Raw genomic sequence first — 22,424 nt, 5'->3', positions numbered from 1 at the left:
GGTTGTAAAATTGTAGATAACGGTTGGGTATTTCTGTTGGCGGGGATTATGATAACTTGTTTTTGTAAATATAACAAAAAGAACAACTTGCGAAAATCTCTATGATGTAAACTTCAACCCCGCTAATAGAAATAGCTTGTTATGTGCAGGAACAACTATTCGAATTCCAATTCTTTAAATTTTAAAAATTTCCTTCCAAATAAAGAAAAAACAGATTTTTCAACAATTCTAAATTTTTTCTTTGCAAAGTTGTCCATAAATTCCCAAATATCTTTTTTCATATCCTGAAGTTTTATTTCTGTAGTTCCCTTATAGTAGTCAAACCATTCACTATGAATTTTTTCTCCATTCAATTTGTTGACAATACTATATTCCCAATCGATGTTTACAGAATCATTTAAAAAAAATTCAATGTTGTCATCGGGAAATGATAATTCTATTTCAATTGCGTTATTAATTTCAAGGATTACTTTACTGAAATTTTCTTGCGGGACAACTTTATACTTAAGTTCAATTGCATGATTAACTAAATTTTTAAATGTCATCTTTACAGTTTCGGTCTTTAAAGTTCTTGCACATAACGGTTGGGTATTTCTGCAGGCGGGCTAAAAATACGAAAACATTCTACTTGCTAAAAACTTCATTAACCGCTAAAATCTTCAATTGAAAACTTCATACCCGCTTGTAGAAATACCGAGTTACCTGCAGCTTTCTCTATAATTTCATTTTTTCCGGTAATCTTCAGTTTTTTTTATACTACCATCTTTATTATAGAAAGTCCAAATACTATCTTTTGTCCATCCATCATTTAAAATGTAAAATTCCGTTCTTTGATTTTGTCCAGCTACTTCATAGTCATAAGTAACTTCTTTATAGCGGTGATTTCCTTTATCATATTCACGGGAACCAATAATATATTATGCATCTGTCAATTGTACATACACAAAATAAAATAATATTAAAGCTAAAGGTGTTGAAAAAAAGAAAAGAATCTTGTCAGTAATTCCAAGGAAATTTACAATTTTTTGTTTGAATAGAAGAAAGAGAATTATACCTGAAATTATCCAAAAAATAGGAAAGTATATTAATACGTATCCTAAAGATGAACTTTGGTCATTGTATATATTAAGAATAAAAACTCCAGTAATTATGCTATAAATAACTGCAAAAATTATTAAAACTGGATTTGGTTTCATTCGAGCGATTTTTTAAAGTTGCAGGTAACGGTTGGGTATTTCTGTTGGCGGGGATTATTAGAACAGGTTTTTTATAAATATAACAAAAAGAACAACTAGCGAAAATCCTCATGATGTAAACTTCAACCTCGCTAATAGAAATACTTTGTTATGCGACGTTTTTGCTTTCTAACAGTGTTTTAATTTTAAAATAAATTTTGTCTTTGATTACGTAGGTTTCACAAAATTTATTATTTAATTGCATGTTAAAGTGCATTCCGGTTCCCCAAACACCAGCTCTATCTTGAATGTCATAAAAACTTGGAAATAGATTAATTAAGCTCAGGAAATTACGTTTTAACGATTTCATAATCTTTGGACAATTCCCAAAATCATCAACTACCTTAAGTTTGAAAATTTTCTTTCCGAGGGTTTGTCCAGTTCTCCATTCTAATATTGAATTTAAAATCATAACTGTCGGAATAGCACAAATAATACTTAACAAAACTGTTTGGTGAAATAAAAATCTGAAAGTTAAGAAAACAGGGATTATATCAATAATCTTCGCAAAGAATCTGACCGAATAGACTTCTTCAGAATGCGTGTCAAAGTTAAAACCGTATTCAAATCCCTGATAAATTCTATGTCCAAATTCATCAAAATTTTGAGTAGGTCTGTGAATGGTTTTGTTCTGTTTTAATTCTGAAATTTTCAATTTAGCGTTGCTTTATAAAATGTCGCATAACTCGCCGGTATTTCTGTTGGCGGGGATTATGATAAATGGTTTTTGTAAATATACCAAAATGAACAATAAGCGAAAATCTTGATGATGTAAACTTCAACCCCGCTAATAGAAATACCATGTTAGCAGCAGTATTTTTTAACTACCTTGAAAAAGATAACAAGCAATATTAGATTTTGGTGAGTAAAAAACATACAAATTTCCATTTCCACCGCCGAATTCAAGATTTTCTTCAGGAAAATTTTCAGGAGAACTAGTAATTTTGGGGCCGCTATTCAATTGTACTATAAAATTCATGGTTTCATTAGTTTTTGGACATTTTGGAATTTCAGGATATTGCACCCATAGTGGAATTCCCGAATGACCAATTTCCCCTAATTCATCAGATTCCTGGAAATTGAATTTTAAAGTTTTGTAAATTACATTTTCATCGTTATCTTCTAATTCTTCGTATAGATATTCTATTTCTTCCAATTCATCAGCTGTATCTAGAATTGAAATTACATTCTCTTTACTGTAGTCCAAATAAATTTTTGTAAAATCTGTGTAAACTGGAACAAAAAGGTGTAATGGTGAAGTCAAATAATCCAAATATTTGTTTCTTGGACTGATAAAACCTAAATATTGAAATTTGACACTTGAATTATTTATAAAAGAAATTTCAGGTGGTTGTATTCCTCCAAGTTGATTAATTCCATTCTCTGAAGGATTAATAGTAGAAAATGTATGTTCTTTAAATTTTCTGAAAGTGAGATTTTTCTCATTTTTCAATAAAATTCTATTATGTTTTTCCTGATTTTTATAATCAAACATTTTAGTCAACTTTTCATCCTCAAAAATTAATTCCCGAAATTCATCAAATTTTAATGCGGTTTCTTTGCTTACAGAATGAGTTTTTAGGATATCAAAATATTCATCTTCGCTTTCAAAGTTTATTTCCGGTAGAACTAGAAAAATACTTTTAGTTTTTTTACTTGAAAATAAATTTTTAAACATATTGTTGGGATAATATTGCTGCTAACGTTTGGGGATTTCTGTTGGCGGGGATTATGATAGCTGGTTTGTGTAAATATAACAAAAAGAACAACTACCAAAAATCTTCATGATGTAAACCTCAACCCCGCTAATAGAAATACTTTGTTGTACGGCGTTTTTTTACTCACGTTGTTTTTTCCATTTTTGTTTCATTGAAGTTATTTTTTATCCAAAGATTTGCAACTTCAACATGGTGATAAAATAATATCCAATTTGTGTTTTCAGAAATTATTGTAACATCATCTGAACTTGGATACAAAAAGTCAGTCCAATATTTTAGAAATATTTCTTTAGAAGTTTTTAATGTTACTTTTCTTTCCCAAGATATTATTAAATCTTCGTCAAATAGTTTTAGATAATTTTCTAATTTTAATTTAAATTTTTCAATTTTTTCGTTATTCTCTGCATTTGCAGAAAACCAATCAGTTTCCATATATTTTCCTAATCTATTTGATTCAATTTCAAAAAAGTCAATCACTTTGTTCAACCTTCTTGATTCGTCCTTCGATAAAGGAAAAATTTCCTTCTTTTCAGTTTCTAAAATTTCAGAGTTATGAATTTTATCGAATCTCCATCCTAATTCAAAACCTTTTAAAGAGATAATTTCTCTCTTGTCAATTTTTATATTCAATTCTTCGCGGTGTTTTTATAAAATGACGTACAATGGTTGGTGATAGGCGCCGTTGCTTGCAATGGCGCCTATCACTTGTTGTGCGCTGTTGCTTGTTCTCTGCTAAGATAACAAAAACAGTTTACAGTTGCCGACTTCGGAATCCGGATAAATGATTTTAGAAAATTGTCTCCTATCAGACCGTAATGATAGGCGCAGCTTTATAAAATCTCAGCGTTAAAATTCCTGCAACACTTTAGAGTTAAGTCAGTTACATAATAAAAAACTTGACTTTATCAATTTTTTCTTATAACTTTGGCAAGCCTTTTAAGCGGCTCCGCTTTGAAAGTAAACTTTCAGCAAATCCAACTTTGCAAGGCTTGACGAAAAAGATCCTATTTTACGTCCCTTAACTCTTTCCATTTCCAGGTTGAATTTTAATCCTATTTATCAGATAACGGGGGCGAGCAATTGCGCACAACGGAAAAAGTATTTGCGAAGGGCGGGCTAAATGGAACGAAAAGTTCAATTTCGACCGAACGAAGCAAATTGCTTTTTCAGATTAACAAATTACAAAAAAAAGTAATATGAAAAAGCAAGTTGCGACTAAATGCATCGGGTTTTTCTATTATGAATTCAACCCCGCCTTTTGCAAATAATATGTTGTACGCAGTATTATTGTGTTTTTGTTTTGTATAATCTTATTGCAGATATAACAATCCATAGAAAATAAAATAGGAAAACAATTCTTTGTCCTACAGACGGAATGTTTGGAAAAAAGAGATACCAAGAACCAAAAACTATAGTCAGCCAAACACAAATTAGTGTAGGTTTTATAAGAGGTTGCCAATTCGTATTTTTCTTCCATATTTTGGGATAAGTAAATGCCGTAAAAAGAAATGAAATATAACTTCCGTAACTCCCAATCATATGCAATATAGTTGTAGTTGATTTTCTGTTCTCCATATCAGCGGGGAAAATTCCGGAAAGAGTCATAAATAGACCACTTAAAATAAGACCATAATAAGGGATTTTTGAACTATTATTTTTGGCAGAATATTTATAAAGTCCGATTGAAAACATTGCAATTAATAGTCCGGGAATGATATATCCCAAAATATTCCAAAACCATAAATTAGGAGCATCGAGAGAGCCTAATTCACTGATTGCTTTATATTTAAAACTGTATTCAGGACGCATATTTGCCATTACAAAGTAAGTAGTCCCAAGCAAAAATGCAGAAGCAATTCCTGAAAATGCAAATCCTTTATTATTCATTTCATTTTTTGAAACAAATTTAACGGTAAATTAAATAAGTCAATTTGATGTTTATCAAAAAGTGATTTCGGCTCTTACTCGGCTCAATGTTTCTTGTGTAATTCCCAAGTGGCTTGCAAGCATTCCCAAAGGAACTCTACCTAATTTATTCGCCGATTGTTTTGAAAAATATTCGTATCTCTCCTTTGCAGTATGAAATTGTAAGGAAATTATTCTTTCAGATTGTTCAACAAAATATTTAGAGATAAGTATTCTTCCAAATCTTTCCATTTCAGGAAAATCCGCAAAACATTTTTCGAGTTCGTAAATATTGATTACGATAAGCTCGGAATCTTCTAATGTTTGAATGTAACAGTTGTCAGGAACATTTTTCATAAAACTATAAATAGAAGTAATCCACTCGTTTTCTGCGGCAAAATTGTCTGTTACTTCTTTTTCTCCTTTTTCATAATAAATTCGGATTAGTCCAGAGCTTATGAAATATGTTTTATCACATACTTTGTTTGGACGATGTATGAATTTGTCTTTTTTTACAATTTCAGCTTTCGATATTGATATAATTCTTGCTTTTAAGTCTTCGGAAACTTTAATTACGTTCTCAATATTTTGGAGTAGTGATTCAATCATCGGCAGTTGTGAAAATATTGCGTACAACGTTTGGGTATTTCTGTTGGCGGGGATTATTATAACTGCTTTTTGTAAATATAACAAAAAGAACAACAAACGAAAATCTTCATGATGTAAACTTCAACCCCGCTAATAGAAATACTTTGTTATGCGACGTAATTATTTAAAGTCTTTCTCTGAAATCTTTTTATTATAGTATAAATCAACAATTTTTGCGACTTGGTTACCATCTTCAGAAACAAAAGTTTGCTTAGTTTCATATGTCAAATCACCAAACTTTTTGTAGTCGTCATAAAGCACAGTTGAGAATGAATTTTTTTCAGGATTTTTTACAACTTCCGATTTTGCTAATAAATTTGAGGTTTTGTCATAGTACAAATAAGTCACTTTTCCATTACTTAAAGTTGCTTTGATTTTGTAGCAATCTTTATTGTTCGCTTTTTCTTCCCCAATAAATTCCAAAGTATAAAGAGATGTATCAATATAGTCCAAAGAATTTATAATTTGGTTTCGATAATTTTTGTCCTTAAATTGTTCTTGGTCAGCAACAGTTTTCTGACCATTTACAACATCATAACCGATTTTTCCATCATAAAAAGATTTATAAACAATTCTTCCTTGATATTCAATTTCGAAACTGCCTTTGTTTGGTTCCATTTCTTTTGTAATCCAAAAAACATTTCTACCATCCATCACCGTTTCAGATTTAGTATATAAAGTTTTTATATTTTCAAGTAATTTTTTTCCGCCTTGTGCTTGGATTGACTTTTCAACAATTTCATTTGATTTATTGATTTGAGAATTTTGTGCAAGTAGAGTGGTTGTGGAAAGTACAAATGTGCAAATAGTTGTAGTAAATTTCATTTTCTGATCTGTTTTTATATTATGTCGCATAACGTTTTGAGGCTTGGCGTCAGTGGCGGAAATTAAAGCGAAAAGTTTCAATTTAGCGACACAGTAAGCAAAAGCCAATTAATTGAATAAATTTAAGAAAAAAGTTAATATAATTGGCTTTTTGCGGAATAGAAAGCCGAAACTTCCAATTATAGCCTTAAACCGCCATTGCGCCAAGCCCTTGTTACAGGCAGTTTTTGTTTTAGAAATCGGCTTCATATCCGTGTCCGTTTTTACCGTAGAAAATTAGCCATTTCGCTAAGGAAAACAAAATATGCAATTTGCTTTCAATAGTGTCTTCGTCTGTGTCAGGCGGAAGTCGCTGTGATTTTAAGTATTCTAAGTTATGTTGTTTGGCTAATTTGTCTGCTATGTCCATTAGTCTGTTTCCATAGTCCAATGTTTCGTTTGCCATTTTTGTGTTCCACGCTTCGCTTACCAAATCTTCTCCGATTATATCTTCGCAGTCCCGAAGAAATTCACCACGAAATACATTTTCGTCTTGTCCAAGTGCAATATAAACAGGAACACCATCTTGTTCTTTTGCCAATTCAATTACATAATATCCTTCATAATCTTTCAAGAATTGGTCAAGTGGTGGTTTTTCTTCAAGTTCGTCATATTTGTTTCTAATCCATTCGTCCGCTTCTTTGTCTCGTCCAACTCTTGGTGCTTTTATTGTCTCGTAAGTTTGAATTTGATTTGCAAACCACTCTTCCAACAAATCTTCTTTTGTTGCAATTTTTTTTCCTTTCAACTTGTCAAAGAATGTTGGTTGAGGAATTTTGTCCTGTGATACCATTTCAAAAATTTCAATGAAACGTTTTTCAAAGCCTGGTTTGGGTTTCCCCATTGGTCGCATATCTAATCCCATATTCTGTCGTGATGTGTCTGTTTAAAATTGCCTGTAACGGTTGGTGATAGGCGCCGTTGCTTGCAATGGCGCCTATCACTTGTTGTGCGCTGTTGCTTGTTCTCTGCTAAGATAACAAAAACAGTTTACAGTTGCCGACTTCGGAATCCGGATAAATGATTTTAGAAAATTGTCTCCTATCAGACCGTAATGATAGGCGCAGCTTTATAAAATCTCAGCGTTAAAATTCCTGCAACACTTTAGAGTTAAGTCAGTTACATAATAAAAAACTTGACTTTATCAATTTTTTCTTATAACTTTGGCAAGCCTTTTAAGCGGCTCCGCTTTGAAAGTTAACTTTCAGCAAATCCAACTTTGCAAGGCTTGACGAAAAAGATCCTATTTTACGTCCCTTAACTCTTTCCATTTCCAGGTTGAATTTTAATCCTATTTATCATATAACGGGGGCGAGCAATTGCGGCTAACGATTGGGTATTTCTGTTGGCGGGGATTATTATAATTGATTTTTATAGATATAACAAAATGACCAATTTGCGAAAATCTTTATGATGTAAACTTCAACCCCGCTAATAGAAATAGCTTGTTATCTGCAGGCATTTTTTATTGTTTTTTATCCCAATCCAAAAAGTTTTTAAGGTAGGTTGGGTTGTCAATTTTGTCAAAGCCTGTTTTTTTCCAAAATATAAAAGTTAAAACAATTGGCTTTATTTCTGCGTTCTTATTATTAAACTCATATTTTACATATTTTTTTTCAGTTCCAAAAATTATTGTGTCCTTAATTTGAATTCTGTCTATAGGAGTTATTTGGGGTTTAATTGTTGAGTAATTTTTCCGTAGTTTGTAGAAATACATATGCATTGCTCCTGAATATACTTGTCCATCCTCAAATAATTCTAGTGAATTGTTAAATTCATTATTTTCTATACAAGTCCAATATTTATCAACAGTTTTTTTAATTTGTCTTTCAGGAGAATTTAAAACAAAAAAGTAAAAAAATAGCGCTAAAAATGGTAAAGAAAATGTTAATATAAGATATTTATTTTTCAAATTATTAATTTCGGGTTGTTTCGATTTACTTGCAGATAACTTGTATATATGTCCTACTTTGTCAGACAAATACAACATGTTTTGTAGGGATTGGTCTGAAAGTCATGAGACATATTTCTGTCCTCTAAGATATATTTTTTTTCTTTATAAATCATCAAAACGGACTTTTTATTTGCTGCAGATTCTTTGTATTCACATGCGTATAGATTTCCGTAGTTCTGCTGCTGTTATGTCCCAATAGCTCCTGAATATAACGCAGGTCTGTGCCGCTTTCAGTACACTCTGATGACTTTTTGCAGAATACATACTCTCCCGCTCCTTACCTTCAAACCGAAAAACCTTGGCAAAGAGACCCTCAACAAAATCAATCCTGTTCTACCTGCCGGCTTTCAATGCCTGTCACACAACTATCCAACACATCTACAGTTAATTCCCGAAGTAACAAAGAAGATAACAGTTCGAAATTCCGAAGACCAAAAAGATAATGAGAGGTTAGGATTTTAATGAAGTCCTTTCAAAATTATCCAGATATTCCGGCTCTCCCTCAGGCCTGTAAATAAAATTCCGTGAAAATACCCCTGAAAAAACCGTAAAATCACCCCTCCCGCTAAGCTGCTGTTTTTATAATTTCGAATGACTAAAAACACAATAAATAACCACAACATGTCAAAAAATTTATTCCCCCACCTCCACTACAACGATCTGCAAAACTATTATGAACAGGTATTTGCTGAATTCCCTGCCCTCTTAAACATCCAGAAATCCGACATCCTTACCGATCAGGATGTCTGCGATTACCTGAAAATCTCCGTAAAGACCCTCCGGAAATTCTGCCGCGAAGACAAGATCCGCTATTCCCGCCTCGGCGGCCGCTATTACTACATCCGCCAGATCTTTATCCTCAATCTTATTCAGGTCTATAACGACTGACAGATTCAGATTCAAAATAAAACCCTGCACTTTACACAAAGTGTTTCAGAATGAATCCCCATTTCTAAATGGGGATTTTTTTGGTGCAGATTCAGAACAGTCTCCACATCATCTAAACTAAGCCAAAGGATATACAGTATACGGACAGTATATATACAGCGGATATAGAATGGATATACAATGGTTAGACAAAGGATAGACAAAGGATATAGAAAAGTAATTGTATTTTTTTCATCAGCACCTCATGTTGACGCTCAAAACCTCCTGATAAAAGGCGTTTACCTCCTGCGGAACACTTTAGAAACAAATCCCTTTAATGGATAAATCTGCCCTTATGTTGACTTTTAAGGAAATGAATGGAAAATTTTGGAAACTTTTTCCCCGTTTTTAAAACACGTTCCGGAAATCTTCAACTTTACATCAATAAACAATCAAAAACCAAAACCATGGGTAAAATTTATGACTCCCTGTTATCAGGAACCTCGGGCCGAACCGGCCGAATCGTAGTGGCAAACATGTTCGGAAACGAATTCACTAAAATCCGTCCACGCAAAAGAACTTCAGCACCAAGCGCAAAACAGCTGCTCATTTACCAGCGCATGAGATTAAGCGCAGAATTCATGCAGTCTTACCGCCCTTACGCCTGTGATCATTTCGGTAAACGCATCGGGATGAAATCCTGTTACAACCTCGCCATGACCAATCTGATGACCAATTTCACCATCGATTTTGTAGCGGGAACCATTACGCCTCAGTACCCTGCCATCTCCTTTTCCAAAGGAACCTTGCTTGCAGCGGTACCCCTAACCCTGAGCCTTCCCACTCCGGAAACCCTTACCGTTACCTGGCAGGACAATTCTGCCGGTAACCCAAACCGTGAAACCGATTGGGTACAGATCCTGATTGCGGCCAAAGACCAGCCCCTAACCACCTTTGTCGAAAATGCCGCAATGCGCGACGCCGGCACCTATACCGCAAACGTACCCCCACAGATGGTAGGTCAGGACCTTTACGTCTGGCTCGCCTTTCGCGACACGCTGGGCGAAGAGGTATCCAACTCTGTCTACGCCGGAACAATCATCTAAACCAAAGAAAGCACAGGGATCTCCTGTGCTTTTTTTTGGCTTTTTATCATCATGAAATGAGAACCGTTGGCTTCAGTTCATCTTCCGCTTCAGGGAAATAAAGTGTAAAAGCTTAGGATTCCCTTCATTTCATCAAAAGTAAAAACCTGTGTAGTTAGAGAATCCTGAATATCACGGTTTCCTTTAAATCTTCAGGCCTAATTTTTCGCGCTGCCGCTTTCCTTTTCTACATTCGTTTTCGAGCTTTCTTTTACCTTTTGGTTTCCAAAGCGTTTTACAAATGATAGGTTGACTCCGTACCAGTCCCATTGGTTAACATTCCTGAACGTTCCGATCGGAGAATAAGTAACAAAATCATTTCCGGGCCTCTGGAAGATATTGTTGAAACGGATTCCGGCTTCCATCTGTGTTTTTGGGAAGATCTTGGTAGCCCCGAAGCTGTGAAAGAAATTGATTTTGTTCCCCATAGAATTACCCCAGTTTTGGGAGTGCATCCCAAACCATCCGTTCAGATTAATGTTTTGATTAAAAAGGTTGGTATAGGAAAAGTTAGTAGAACCGTTGAAATTAGTGACATGATCCTTCATCCCTACAAAATTGTTTCGTTCTTTAAAGTCGCTGTTATCAATATAGCTCACGCCCAGATTAAGGTTCACGTTCAGTTTGTTTTTCAGGAAATTCTGGTTGGTATTGGCGTACAGCGAGTAATTATTGATCCTTCCGTAATAGGTGGTAGGCATCGCAATAGTATTTCCGTCTTCTACGGTATAAGAGGTCCAGTAATCCTGATTGGTCGTGGAGTAGTTTGCAGAAAGAAAATACTTCTTGTAAAGCCCCAGTTTCAAGCCGAATCTGTCATTGGGGTTGGGCTGTAAGTCCATATTTCCGCGGCGGTAAGTCCCGTTCTCCGTCGGCATCAGAAAAGGATTGAATTCCATATACCATGGCCTCCACAGGCTGTGTTTGTAGGTTGCAGTTAAGTTATAGTTTTCGTTAAATGAATATTTCAAAAGCAGATCCGGCATCAGCGTACCATAAGAATCCTTTCTTTCAACGGAACCTACCTCCTGTTTTACCGTGAAATTGATATACTCGTATCTTAAACCGATTCTGGTTTCCAGCTTCTTAAAAAAGGTTTTGCTGAAGTTGGCGTACAGTGAGTTCAGGTTTTCCATATACCGGAAGGTATTGGTTCTGCTGCCGTCTGCTGCCCAGGTATTATTCTGAAAATTGAAGTAATGAAAAGGCATTTCATTATTCTTGAAATTAGTCTTCCCGCCAAACTCAAGCTGGTCACCGGTTTTACCCACCGGTTGCGAGTAATCAAGTTTTAGATAATATTCACGGTTCTGGTTATCGGCGGTTGTTTTAATCCCTTCAAAAGGGTTTACATTCCATATTGTCGAGTGAATATTGGTATTATCGTTGCCGTCATAATTAATTCCTGCATTCAGATCCAGAATTTTATTCTTCTCTTTGTCATAGTATTTATAAAAAACATTGCTTCCTATAAACCTGTTTTTACCTTCGCCGTCTACTGTTTTGGTGTAAAATTTCTGCAGCATATCATTAAGGAAAAAATCTCCTCTTGCATCAGAAACTGAACTGTTATTTGATCCGTAATATTCCATCACCAGTCCAATATTATTCTTATCGTCAAGTTCAAATTCGGTAGACGACGAAGCAGAAGGCGATTGCCAGTTACTGTTGGTTTCAGAAGTTATTTTGGTAAGGCTGTTGTCAGCGTAAATGAGGTTTTCATTATAAGCTTTCATCACATTATTATTGTTGCTGAAGCTTCCGCTGAATGACTGCGTGAACTTTTTTCTGTGGTAATTGAGGTTGACACTGGACGATTGGGAGTTTTTATAACTCTGCGAATTATTCATCGAAACACTTCCTTTCAGACCTTCGTTATCATTTTTTTTAAGAACGATATTAATCACCGCGCCGGAAGTTTCATACTTTGCAGAAGGAGTGGTAATCACCTCTATTTTCATCAGGTTATCTGCAGCGATGGTTTTTAAATATTCTTTAAGTTCTTTTCCGGTGAAGACTGATTTTCTGTCATTGATGTATACCGTAACACTGCTGCCTTCTGCCTGAACATTATCATTGTTGTCGATATTAACCAGTGGCGTCATCCTCAGTACGTCCCACGTCGTGTTTCCGGTAAGGATGGCACTGTTGGCCACGTTGAAAACAGTACGGTCTGCCTTGTTTTCTATCGTCGGTTTACGGGCAATAACTACAACCTCTTTAATATTTTGGGTTTTGGAGCTATCCGGCTTTATTTCCTGTCCGAAGGTAAAGACGCCACAAAGCACAGCAGCAGCGGTAATTTTTTTTGTCATAGTGATCAGTTAATACCAATTAGACAGCAAAACAGGCAGAGATGTTACATGGGCAACACTATTTTCATAAAAAACAGTGCAACCCTAAAAAAAGCGGGTACGGATTCTGATTGCGGCTAAAGACCAGCCCCTCACCACCTTTGTCGAAAATGCCGCAATGCGGGACGCCGGGACCTATACCGCAAACGTACCGCCACAGATGGTAGGTCAGGACCTTTACGTCTGGCTCGCCTTCCGGGACACGCTGGGCGAAGAGGTATCCAACTACGTCTACGCTGGAACAATCATCTAAAACACACCAAAGCACAGGGATCTCCTGTGCTTTTTTTTGATATTATTTAATTTCAAATGAAAAACGTATGTTTGATGGTCATTATACCCGACTTAGGAGATTTTTGCGTCAATAAAATTGTAATCTCTTCACATCCTTCTTCTTCTTCTCTTATAAACCGCATAAAAATTTCCACTGTTCGAGTGGCGGCAATACATTATATAAAACAAAACCCATTTGATTCCCGCCCGAGTTTGGAAATTTTATTAGAAGAGATTATAATTTTTAGCAAAAAGATCCAGTCTTGAACTTTTGGTTCTTTTGTTTAAAGACAAAAGAACTTAATAATAAAAAAGAAATATATTCATAGGAATCCTCTCTCTTCAAAAAACATCAACCCCCACATACCTAAACATCAATTTTTCAGTTTCAGATATAATAGTATTTTTGTCCCATGAACATCCGCAACTTAAAATATAGTCTTATCGCCGCAATGGCTCTTTTTATAAATTCCTGCTCCACGCAGAAGCCTCAGGTGAAGAGCAAAGGTAAAACTGCAAAGACCCAGGTCACCAAACCTGTGCCTCCAAAAACTCCCACAACTCCTGTTGCTGCCGGAAAAGAGGAAGTAAAAGTAAACCTTCCCGAAATCAACCGCGAATTCCGTGCGGCATGGATTGCTACAGTCGCCAACATCAACTGGCCTACCAGAAACAACCTAACCACCCAGCAGCAGAAAGATGAGGCCGTTCAGTTGCTTGATATGCTTAAAGGAGCGAACTTCAACGCGGTGATCTTCCAGGTGCGCCCTTCCGCTGATGCGATGTACAAAAGCGATCTGGAGCCCTGGTCTTATTTCCTTACTGGGCAGACCGGCAAAGCGCCTTCCCCCTATTATGACCCCCTGGAATTCTGGATTGAAGAGGCCCACAAACGCGGCATGGAACTTCATGTCTGGATGAATCCTTACCGCGCTCATCACACTACGGGAGGTTCCGTAACTTCCTCCAGCATGGCCTCTGTCATGTCCCAGAGCGTATATAAACTGAGAAACGGCATGTACTGGATGGATCCTTCTGATGAAAGGGTACAGAACCATGTCTCCAGCGTTATCAAAGACCTGGTAAAACGCTATGATATCGATGCTGTACATATCGACGATTATTTTTATCCCTATAAAGAATACCACGGCGGCAGGGACTTTCCTGATGACAAAACCTGGAATCAGTATAGAAATTCCGGCGGCAACCTTTCCCGCGCAGACTGGCGCAGGGCTAACGTTAACAAGATTATTAAAAGGCTTCACGATGAAATCCATGCGGAGAAAGCGACCGTAAAGTTTGGGATCTCCCCTTTCGGTATCTGGAAACCGGGTTATCCAGCAGGCGTAACCGGTTCTTCGCAGTACGATGAACTCTATGCTGATGCAAAACTCTGGCTGAATGAAGGCTGGTGCGACTATTATTCCCCTCAGCTTTACTGGAAAGAAGGCGGTGCCCAGAGTTTCTCAGCCCTCCTGAAATGGTGGAAAGACGAAAACATCAAGAACATCCACCTCTGGCCGGGACTGAATACAGTAGGGGTAAAAGCAGATAATAAAACAAGTGAAATTACGGGACAGATGAACACCATCCGCCGCATGCTGCCAAAGAACGGCGCTGGAGAAATCCATTACAGTACCGACGGTTTAAAAAAGAATCCGGAAATGCTCAGCGCAGTGAAAAACCTTTACCGCGAAGATGCACTGGTACCGGCAACACCCTGGATTAAAACGAAGAAATTAATGACACCTGACCTGTCAGTCGCTAAATCTGGTGACGCGTACAACGTGACCTGGAATACGAAAGATAATGCAGAGGTCTTCCGCTGGGTGTTATTCGCGAAATATGGCGACACCTGGGAAACAGAAATCCTGGACCGCGATAACACGGCCAAAGCCCTTCCACTGACAAGAAACGGTAAAAAACTGAATACAGTAGCGGTAAAAGCGATTGACCGCCTAAGCAATGAAAGCGATTACGACGCGCAGAAGCTTTAGGAGATCTTCGTCAGAACTGCCAGATACTGGTCATTTTCATCTTCAAAGATAATCTCACCCCGAAAGCCCGATTCACCTGCAATCCGGGTCATGGTATCAGAATCCAGATACAGCCACCGGAACCATTCGGTCAGTTCCCTGTCAAACTCGTAGCGCGTTTTTATTTCTCCGTAGTAATGACTGACGGGCATTGGCACATCTTCGTACATATACGCAATATCGCAGGAATCAAAGATAATCTGACCTTCGGGATTCAGCAGCGTATCAGCTTTCTTCAGAAAATCGCTGAAACCTTTTAAAGTCGACGAAATCCCGATACCGTTCATGAGAAGCAGTAAAGTATCAAATTTCTGTCCTTCAAAGACGAAGAAATCCTCACATATCACGTTGGGCACGCCTCTGTCTTCCATCACTTCACACGTCAAAGGTGAAATTTCAAGCGCTGTAACATCAAAATCTCTTCTTTTAAGCTCAAGGGCATGAGATCCCGCGGCGGCACCAATGTCCAGTACTTTCCCAAGGCAGTTATCTATGGCTACTCTCTCCAGTTCCGGCATTTTTTTGAAATTCCTGAAATAATAGGAAACAGGCATCTCTACCTTGGGCCCAAATTGGTCGTGAACAAAAAGTTTCTTTCTGCGGTCTGTAAAATGGAAGTCATGGATGGCTTTGCCGGGTAGGTCGGTCATAGTTCTATTTTCTTAATACAAAGATATTAAAACATGCATTATTTACATTGTAGTAAAATACTGATGCAACCTTATCCTTTTATATAATAGCTGTTCCCATGTGACTGATGTATAAAAATTCTCATTTATGATCTCTAAAAACCTGCACCACCAGCCACAAAAAAAAGAGAATCACTTTCGTAATTCTCTCTTAGTAGCGGGAACCGGACTCGAACCGATGACCTTTGGGTTATGAGCCCAACGAGCTACCTACTGCTCCATCCCGCGATGTACCTTCAGAAATTTCTGCGGCTCGCGTTGCCTTGCAGAAAACTTAAACTTAGTAGCGGGGACACGACTCGAACGTGCGACCTCCGGGTTATGAGCCCGACGAGCTACCTACTGCTCTACCCCGCGATATTGGATTGCAAATATACGAATATTTTGATTCCGCGCAAGTCTTCGCACCATAATTTTTATTTCATCATATTTTAATAACTTTGTGTATGGCTAAAATCTTAAAAATATATCCGGATAATCCTCAGGAAAACCTTATTGCTGAGGTGGTTAAAACACTGAACAACGGCGGAATCATTATCTATCCTTCGGATACAGTATATGCCTTGGGATGCAATATTTTCGATATCAGAGCTATGGAGAAACTCGCCCAGATCAAAAAAATAAAACTCGAGAAAGCGCAGTTCTCTATTATCTGTAACGACTTAAGCCATTTATCAAGCTTTACACGTGCTATTGACACTCCGGCATTTCGGTTTTTAAAGAGTAAAATTCCCGGTCCTTATACTTTCATCCTCGAAGCGAATAAAAGTCTTCCACTTGCCTACAAAGGAAACAAAACAGTAGGGATACGGGTTCCCGACCACCCCATCCCACAACTGATCGTGGAAAAACTGGGCCACCCCATCGCCTCAACTTCCATTAAAGATGACGATGAAGTCATCGAATATTCTACGGATCCGGAATTGATTGCAGAGAAATACGACCATCTGGTCGATATCGTCATTGATTCAGGTTATGGGGATAATGTTGCCTCTACCATCGTAGATTTAACGAGCGGTGAACCCGAAATCATCAGACAGGGCAAAGGAGAGATTTAATCGGATAAAATATGCTCTGACCGGATTTTGATATACTCATTGCTCACCCAAAATAAAATTTAAAAAGATTCAGAGTTTTGAACTCATCCTTCCGAACACCCACCTTATGAAAATTATTACTTCCCCCGCCAAACTCATGAATATTGAAAATTCTACGGAATTTCTGAAGTCTACTACTCCGGGATTTATTGAGGAAGCGACATTTATTCACTCCCATTTAAAAGAAAAAACACCGAAATATCTGGCTGATTTAATGGAAATTTCCGGCAAACTCGCCGATGAAAACTGGGCGAGAAACCAAAAATGGAACGCAAAACCAAAAACAAAAGAGTCGGCACCCGCTATGTTTGCCTTTACCGGTGAGGTGTACCGTGGATTAGATGCGAAAACGCTGGATAAAAAAGCAGTCAATTATCTTCAGAAGAATTACCGGATTCTTTCCGGGTTGTATGGTTTATTGAAACCTTCCGATAAAGTGATGCTTTACCGTCTCGAAATGGGGAGGCATTTTAAATTCGACCAGTACAAAAATCTCTACGAATTCTGGCGTGAAAAAATCACCGAACAGCTTAACAGCGAACTGAAATCGAAAGACCTTATCCTGAATTTAGCCAGCCACGAATATTTCAAAGTCCTTGATAAAACGCAGCTGAAAGCTCCCGTTATCGATTTTGAATTCTATGAACTGAAAGAAGGAAAGCCAAAAACCGTCGTTGTATACACCAAACATGCGCGCGGTTTGGTGGTACGTTACTGTGCGGAACACCAGGTAAAAACACTGAATGAAGTGAAAGGTTTCAATCTTGAAGGCTACCGTATTGATGAAAAACTTTCCACCAAAACCAAACTGGTTTTCACCAGATAATCTAACATTAAATTTATAAAGATGAACTATCATACCAGAAAATGGATTAAACCTGAAGATTTAAATCCCAATCATACGCTCTTCGGCGGCAGACTGCTGCAGTGGATCGATGAAGAAGCCGCTCTTTACGCCATCGTGCAGCTTGAAACACCCCGATGTGTAACCAAATACATTTCCGAGATCAACTTTATCAGCTCCGCAAAACAGGGCGATATTATTGAAATAGGAATTGAAGCCACAGACTTCGGGAACACCTCAATCACTTTAACCTGCGACGTGAGGAATATGATGACCCGCCAAACCATTATCACCATTGATAAAATTATTTTCGTAGGGGTAGATGATGAAGGAAAACCGACAAAACACGGCAAAACAAAGATCGAATTCATTGCTGACCGGCTGAAAAGCATCGAATGAAACTCTATATCAAAAACATGGTTTGTAACCGCTGCATCACGGCGGTAGAAAGAGCATTTAAGGATTTAAATCTCGAAATCAGTACCGTGACGCTTGGCGAAGTAGAAACCGCTGATGATTTAGATTCAGCTGAACTCCGTAAACTGGATGAATCTTTAAGGGAATCGGGTTTCCAGATTTTAGAAGATTCAACCCAGCAGCTCATTGAGAAGGTGAAGAACACCGTAATTCTGCTTATTGACACTATGGATATTGCAGAAGACTTTGTACTTTCCAGATTTATCTCAGAAAAACTTCACCGCGATTACAGTGCAGTTTCTAAATTGTTTTCACAGAACGAGAATGTTACGCTCGAGCAGTACTTCATTCTTCAGAAAATAGAAAAGGTAAAAGAACTGCTTCTGTACGACGAATTTTCACTGACTGAAATATCCGGTCAACTGGGATATAAAAGTGTTCAGCATTTATCTTCGCAATTTAAAAATGTAACGGGATTTACCCCTTCAGGATTTAAAAAACTTAAAATTAAAAACCGTATTCCGCTCGACGAAATCTGAAAATTATAAGATTCTTCCCTATATTTATAACAGTGTTCATTTTCATTTTAAGAAATTTGAACAATAAAATTAGCATATGGAAAATCATCATACTCATCCTTCAGAGAAAATCTCGCCGAGCTCCGTTTATTACTGCCCCATGGAATGCGAGGGGGAAAAAGTATATTTCGCCCCCGGCAAACGATGCCCAGTCTGCAATATGTTTCTGGTTCCCATCGAGGAACGGGAAGATTATAAGAATAAGCCCGCGACTTTCTCGAAAACAAATCTACCCGAAAACTTTAAAGATAAAGTTGGCGAATATTTCTGTCCAATGTTCTGTGAAAGCGACAAAACCTATGATTCAGATACTGGTTGCCCCGTTTGCCACATGCATCTTGAAGAAATTACAGAGGATTTAATCAAAAACGCTTCACCTCAAGGACAATCACCCAAACCTTCCCCTAATGCGCCTTTACGTACAGACAGTCAGGCGGGAAAATATTATTGTCCGATGTTTTGTGAAGGTGAAAGGGTTTACGACTCGAATGTCGGCTGCCCGGTTTGCGGAATGGATCTCGTACAGATTCCGTCGAAGGACAGTGACGGCGAAGATGAAACCTTCAAAATTCTCAAAAAGAAATTCATTACCGCACTGGTATTTACAATTCCGGTATTTATCCTTTCCATGGGCGGGATGTTGTTTACTTTTCCGTTCTCCCATGAGGTTCAGGGAATTTTAGAATTGGTTTTAACGCTTCCGGTGCTGTTTTATGCCGGCTGGTTTATAATGAAGCGTGGCTGGGTTTCCTTTAAAAACAGGAACCTCAATATGTTTTCGCTCATTGCGCTGGGCGTTGCTGCTGCATTTCTATTCAGTATTACCGCCCTCTTTTTTCCAGATATTTTTCCCCACGAGATGGTTCATGATGGTAAAGTACCACTCTATTTTGAAGCCGTAAGCGTCATCCTGACCTTGGTGATTTTAGGTCAGCTCATGGAAGCTGGCGCCCATAAAAAAACCGGTAATGCCATTAAGGAACTCATGAATCTTTCACCGGATGAAGCTAATCTGATCACTAATGGAAATGAAAAAAGAGTTCCGCTTTCTGAGGTAAAAATTGGCAACATTCTGCGCGTAAAACCGGGCGAAAAAATTCCCGTGGACGGAAAAATAACAGAAGGAAATTCCAATATTGATGAAAGTATGATTACAGGAGAACCGATTCCCGTAGAGAAAAAAACCGGCGATTACGTTACTTCCGGAACCATCAACGGCAACGGCGTTTTCCTTATGAAAGCTGAAAAAGTTGGCGATGAAACCCTGCTTTCCCAGATCATAAAAATGGTGAATGAAGCCAGCAGAAGCAAAGCCCCAATCCAGAAACTGGCAGACAGGGTCTCGAAAATTTTTGTACCAACGGTAATTGCCGCTGCAGTGATTACTTTCGTTCTTTGGTATATTCTGGGTGGTGAAAACCGCCTGATCCTGGCCTTTATCAATGCAGTTGCGGTATTGATTATAGCCTGTCCCTGCGCTCTGGGGCTTGCCACTCCAATGAGTCTGATGGTTGGAATCGGTAAAGGCGCCAAGAACGGAATCCTCATTAAAAATGCTGAGGCGCTGGAACAGATGCAGAAAGTAAACGTCCTGATTACAGATAAAACAGGAACGCTTACCGAAGGAAAACCAAGTCTGGATGAAATTTCCGTGTTAGAAAACGGGGATAAAAGTCAAATCCTGAAATTGGCGGCAGCACTGAATCAGAATTCAGAACACCCTTTATCCAGCGCAGTTCTAACTGAATTTAAGAAAGAAAATACCAAATTTCATAAGGTTGAAAACTTCGAAAATATTTCCGGAAAAGGAATTAAAGGAACCATCAACGGAGCCACTGTCCTTCTCGGAAATGAAGCATTACTGAATCAATTTAACATTACCGTTCCCGAAATCCTAAAAAATGAAGTCATCCGAAAACAGGATGAAGCGAAAACCGTTTCTTATCTCGCTTTTGGTGATCAGGTACTCGGATCCCTGAACTTTTCTGATAAAATCAAAGAATCTTCAAAACAGGCCATCGAATATCTTCAGAAGAACAAGGTGGAAGTGATCATGATGACCGGTGACAACGAACACACCGCAAAAGCCGTTGCCCAATCTCTGGGAATTAAAAAATATTTTGCCAGCCAACTTCCGCAGGATAAACTGGAAGAAATAAAGCGGCTGCAGGCAGCGGGAAATGTCGTGGCAATGACCGGCGACGGAATTAACGATGCACCCGCGCTTGCCCAGTCTGACGTAGGAATCGCAATGGGAACCGGTACCGATGTCGCCATCGAAAGTTCAGAAATTACCCTGCTTAAAGGTGATATTTTAGGTGTTGCCAAAGCAAGGGTATTGAGCGAGAATCTGCTACAAAATATTAAACAAAATCTTTTTTTCGCCTTCATCTATAACATCTTTGGCATTCCGCTTGCAGCGGGTTTACTGTATCCGTTCTTCGGAATCCTCCTCAGTCCGATGATTGCAGCCGCAGCAATGAGTTTCAGCTCGGTGTCTGTAATCCTTAATTCACTGAGGTTAAACAGGGTAAATTTAAACATTCCTGAAAGCTGATCTTTATTCGGAGCCATCATTTTTCTGAGGTTAAGATTTTAAAGATTCAGTGGAATTACATCAGAACCAAACATTAAAATATAATATTATGGCAAAGAAAACCACTACAGGCGGTAAGGTCGCTCCAAAAGCAGACGCGGCAGACAAACTGAAAGATTTTATGGTCGACGGAATGAAAGACCTTTACTGGGCTGAAAAAGCTTTGGTAAAAAACCTTCCGAAGATGGCAAAGAACGCCACTTCAAAAAAACTTAAAGATGCCGTAAACGGGCATTTGGCAGAAACAAAAAATCAGGTAAAAAGACTTGAAGATGCTTTTAAAGCTTTAAAACTTAAGCCTGAAGCTGTAAAATGTGACGCGATGGACGGTCTTATCAAAGAAGCTGAAGGCATTCTGGAAGAAACCGAACCTGGCGCAGTGCGCGACGCAGCAATTATTGCAGCAGCACAAAAAGTTGAACATTACGAAATCGCGTCTTACGGTACAATCGCTACTTACGCAAAATTACTCGGGCAAAAAGAAGTCCTTAATCTGATGCTTGAAACTTTAAATGAAGAGAAATCCACAGACAAAGATTTAACCAAACTGGCGAAATCTGAAATCAATCTTAAAGCAAAATAACTTTTAACAGTTATGTATTCATCCCGGGCAACATATTCTTGTTGCCTTTTTTTAACCAATTAATAGAAAAACATGTCGAATTTAAACAATAAGAAAATTGCGGTTCTTGCGGCGGACGGTTATGAACAGTCGGAGCTTGAAAGTCCGGTAGAAGCCCTGAAAAAAGAGGGTGCAACGGTAGAGATCATTTCACTGAAATCAGGAGAAATCAAGGCAATGAAAGATCATGAATGGAGCAATTCCGTGGCTGTAGATAAAACAGTGTCCGATGCGAAGGTTTCCGACTATGACGCACTCCTTCTTCCGGGCGGCGTATTAAACCCCGATGCGGTGCGCGCTGATAAAGATGCTGTAGCTTTCGTAAAAGATTTTTTCACTGCTCAGAAACCTGTAGCTGCCATTTGTCACGGTCCACAAACTTTAATCAATGCGGAGGTGGTGAATGGTGTGAAGATGACTTCTTTCAAAGCCATTTCCAAAGATTTACAGAATGCAGGAGCTGAGTGGGTTGATGAGGAAGTGGTGACAGACGGCAACCTTACAACGAGCAGAAAACCCGAAGATTTACCTGCTTTTAATAGAAGAATAATTGAAGAATTCGGAAAATAGTCATCATTAATA

21 protein-coding genes, 2 tRNA genes and 1 pseudogene are annotated in these 22,424 nt (G+C 38.0%); 10 read left to right on the top strand and 14 right to left on the bottom strand.

Going from position 1 to position 22,424, the window contains the following annotated elements; genetic code table 11:
- Positions 1 to 155: 155 nt before the first annotated feature.
- The 10 genes and pseudogenes from KTV93_RS00415 to KTV93_RS00370 form a co-directional block, all read right to left on the bottom strand.
- Positions 156 to 545, bottom strand: coding sequence for a hypothetical protein (locus tag KTV93_RS00415; protein ID WP_218249361.1), 390 nt, complete (start codon positions 543 to 545; stop codon positions 156 to 158).
- A gap of 799 nt (positions 546 to 1,344) precedes the next feature.
- Positions 1,345 to 1,890 (bottom strand): RDD family protein, encoded by a 546-nt coding sequence (locus KTV93_RS00410; RefSeq protein ID WP_218249360.1) that lies wholly within the window; start codon positions 1,888 to 1,890, stop codon positions 1,345 to 1,347.
- Between the two features lie 165 nt (positions 1,891 to 2,055).
- Positions 2,056 to 2,913, bottom strand: coding sequence for a hypothetical protein (locus KTV93_RS00405; RefSeq protein ID WP_218249359.1), 858 nt, complete (start codon positions 2,911 to 2,913; stop codon positions 2,056 to 2,058).
- Positions 2,914 to 3,076: 163 nt separating this feature from the next.
- Complete coding sequence (locus KTV93_RS00400) at positions 3,077 to 3,583, bottom strand: hypothetical protein (RefSeq protein WP_218249358.1); 507 nt, start codon at positions 3,581 to 3,583, stop codon at positions 3,077 to 3,079.
- A 654-nt stretch (positions 3,584 to 4,237) separates the two neighbouring features.
- The gene (locus tag KTV93_RS00395; RefSeq protein WP_218249357.1) at positions 4,238 to 4,840 is read right to left on the bottom strand and encodes a DUF998 domain-containing protein; all 603 of its coding nucleotides are present in this window, start codon (positions 4,838 to 4,840) and stop codon (positions 4,238 to 4,240) included.
- 54 nt (positions 4,841 to 4,894) lie between these two features.
- A complete protein-coding gene (locus KTV93_RS00390; protein ID WP_218249356.1) occupies positions 4,895 to 5,467 on the bottom strand; it encodes a Crp/Fnr family transcriptional regulator in 573 nt (190 codons plus the stop codon).
- Between the two features lie 159 nt (positions 5,468 to 5,626).
- On the bottom strand, positions 5,627 to 6,331 hold the full coding sequence (locus tag KTV93_RS00385; protein ID WP_218249355.1) for an outer membrane lipoprotein-sorting protein: 705 nt from the start codon (positions 6,329 to 6,331) through the stop codon (positions 5,627 to 5,629).
- 232 nt (positions 6,332 to 6,563) lie between these two features.
- Positions 6,564 to 7,235, bottom strand: coding sequence for a hypothetical protein (locus tag KTV93_RS00380; protein ID WP_218249354.1), 672 nt, complete (start codon positions 7,233 to 7,235; stop codon positions 6,564 to 6,566).
- A gap of 600 nt (positions 7,236 to 7,835) precedes the next feature.
- Positions 7,836 to 8,351 (bottom strand): hypothetical protein, encoded by a 516-nt coding sequence (locus tag KTV93_RS00375; RefSeq protein ID WP_218249353.1) that lies wholly within the window; start codon positions 8,349 to 8,351, stop codon positions 7,836 to 7,838.
- 85 nt (positions 8,352 to 8,436) lie between these two features.
- Positions 8,437 to 8,556, bottom strand: a pseudogene (locus KTV93_RS00370) (tyrosine-type recombinase/integrase); the annotation flags it as partial.
- 389 nt (positions 8,557 to 8,945) lie between these two features.
- On the opposite strand from KTV93_RS00370, the gene KTV93_RS00365 reads away from it, so the two are divergent.
- A complete protein-coding gene (locus KTV93_RS00365; protein ID WP_218249352.1) occupies positions 8,946 to 9,212 on the top strand; it encodes a helix-turn-helix domain-containing protein in 267 nt (88 codons plus the stop codon).
- Positions 9,213 to 9,568: 356 nt separating this feature from the next.
- Positions 9,569 to 10,297 carry a DUF6266 family protein gene (locus tag KTV93_RS00360; protein ID WP_218249351.1) on the top strand — a complete coding sequence of 243 codons (729 nt, stop codon included), beginning with the start codon at positions 9,569 to 9,571 and terminating at the stop codon, positions 10,295 to 10,297.
- Between the two features lie 197 nt (positions 10,298 to 10,494).
- Here the strand turns inward: KTV93_RS00360 and KTV93_RS00355 are convergent, their stop codons facing one another.
- On the bottom strand, positions 10,495 to 12,651 hold the full coding sequence (locus KTV93_RS00355) for an outer membrane beta-barrel family protein (RefSeq protein ID WP_218249350.1): 2,157 nt from the start codon (positions 12,649 to 12,651) through the stop codon (positions 10,495 to 10,497).
- A 725-nt stretch (positions 12,652 to 13,376) separates the two neighbouring features.
- Here KTV93_RS00355 and KTV93_RS00350 point away from each other — a divergent pair.
- On the top strand, positions 13,377 to 14,960 hold the full coding sequence (locus KTV93_RS00350) for a glycoside hydrolase family 10-like protein (protein ID WP_218249349.1): 1,584 nt from the start codon (positions 13,377 to 13,379) through the stop codon (positions 14,958 to 14,960).
- Here the strand turns inward: KTV93_RS00350 and KTV93_RS00345 are convergent.
- From KTV93_RS00345 to KTV93_RS00335, 3 genes are all read right to left on the bottom strand, one after another.
- Entirely contained in the window at positions 14,957 to 15,649 is a 693-nt protein-coding gene (locus KTV93_RS00345; RefSeq protein WP_218249348.1) for a class I SAM-dependent methyltransferase, read from the bottom strand. The two genes, KTV93_RS00350 and KTV93_RS00345, sit on opposite strands and share 4 nt — an antisense overlap.
- Before the next feature lie 194 nt (positions 15,650 to 15,843).
- Positions 15,844 to 15,916: transfer RNA gene (locus tag KTV93_RS00340), tRNA-Met, on the bottom strand.
- Between the two features lie 56 nt (positions 15,917 to 15,972).
- Positions 15,973 to 16,045: transfer RNA gene (locus KTV93_RS00335), tRNA-Met, on the bottom strand.
- An 89-nt stretch (positions 16,046 to 16,134) separates the two neighbouring features.
- Between KTV93_RS00335 and KTV93_RS00330 the strand changes: the two genes are divergently transcribed.
- The 7 genes from KTV93_RS00330 to KTV93_RS00300 all read left to right on the top strand — a co-directional run bounded on the left by KTV93_RS00330 (position 16,135) and on the right by KTV93_RS00300 (position 22,412).
- Positions 16,135 to 16,746, top strand: coding sequence for an L-threonylcarbamoyladenylate synthase (locus KTV93_RS00330; protein WP_218249347.1), 612 nt, complete (start codon positions 16,135 to 16,137; stop codon positions 16,744 to 16,746).
- Positions 16,747 to 16,852: 106 nt separating this feature from the next.
- Entirely contained in the window at positions 16,853 to 17,611 is a 759-nt protein-coding gene (gene yaaA, locus KTV93_RS00325) for a peroxide stress protein YaaA (RefSeq protein WP_218249346.1), read from the top strand.
- 21 nt (positions 17,612 to 17,632) lie between these two features.
- Positions 17,633 to 18,028 carry an acyl-CoA thioesterase gene (locus KTV93_RS00320; RefSeq protein ID WP_218249345.1) on the top strand — a complete coding sequence of 132 codons (396 nt, stop codon included), beginning with the start codon at positions 17,633 to 17,635 and terminating at the stop codon, positions 18,026 to 18,028.
- Entirely contained in the window at positions 18,025 to 18,585 is a 561-nt protein-coding gene (locus KTV93_RS00315; RefSeq protein WP_218249344.1) for a helix-turn-helix domain-containing protein, read from the top strand. Before KTV93_RS00320 ends, KTV93_RS00315 begins: the two co-directional genes overlap by 4 nt.
- Before the next feature lie 76 nt (positions 18,586 to 18,661).
- On the top strand, positions 18,662 to 21,181 hold the full coding sequence (locus tag KTV93_RS00310; protein ID WP_218249343.1) for a copper-transporting P-type ATPase: 2,520 nt from the start codon (positions 18,662 to 18,664) through the stop codon (positions 21,179 to 21,181).
- Positions 21,182 to 21,269: 88 nt separating this feature from the next.
- Positions 21,270 to 21,803 (top strand): ferritin-like domain-containing protein, encoded by a 534-nt coding sequence (locus tag KTV93_RS00305; RefSeq protein ID WP_218249342.1) that lies wholly within the window; start codon positions 21,270 to 21,272, stop codon positions 21,801 to 21,803.
- 72 nt (positions 21,804 to 21,875) lie between these two features.
- Positions 21,876 to 22,412, top strand: a complete 537-nt coding sequence (locus KTV93_RS00300; RefSeq protein ID WP_218249341.1) for a type 1 glutamine amidotransferase domain-containing protein — start codon at positions 21,876 to 21,878, stop codon at positions 22,410 to 22,412.
- Positions 22,413 to 22,424 lie beyond the last annotated feature (12 nt).

It is taken from the genome of Kaistella faecalis (assembly GCF_019195395.1).
Taxonomy (GTDB): domain Bacteria; phylum Bacteroidota; class Bacteroidia; order Flavobacteriales; family Weeksellaceae; genus Kaistella; species Kaistella faecalis.
The sequence above is the reverse complement of the archived record's forward strand: the minus strand, read 5'-3'. Positions and strand labels throughout refer to the sequence as shown.